General features: G+C 60.9%; 1 protein-coding gene. It reads left to right on the forward strand.

Features of this window, described 5'->3' with window-relative positions; all coding sequences use genetic code 11:
* A partial coding sequence (locus NLU14_RS21775; protein ID WP_275710543.1) for a fumarylacetoacetate hydrolase family protein occupies positions 1-274 on the forward strand: 274 nt, incomplete at both ends.

The following is a 274-nucleotide window of genomic DNA, read 5'->3' on the forward strand; positions in this document are numbered from 1 at the left end:
GGCACCACGGCCAGGCGCGTTTGCAAACAGGATGCGCTGCGCCATGTCTTCGGCTATTCCGTGATGATCGACGTTTCGGCCCGCGACAATCGGCGCGCGGGACAGTGGATCTTCTCCAAGGGCCAGGACAGCTATGCGCCCTTCGGCCCCTGCATCGTCACCGCCGACGAGATAACGGATCCCCAGACACTCGATCTGTGGCTTACAGTGAACGGCGTGGAGAAACAGCGCTCGAACACGGGCCATATGCTGTTCAAGGTCGACGACCTGATTG

The organism is Marinobacter iranensis (genome assembly GCF_029207565.1).
In the GTDB taxonomy this organism is placed as follows: domain Bacteria; phylum Pseudomonadota; class Gammaproteobacteria; order Pseudomonadales; family Oleiphilaceae; genus Marinobacter; species Marinobacter iranensis.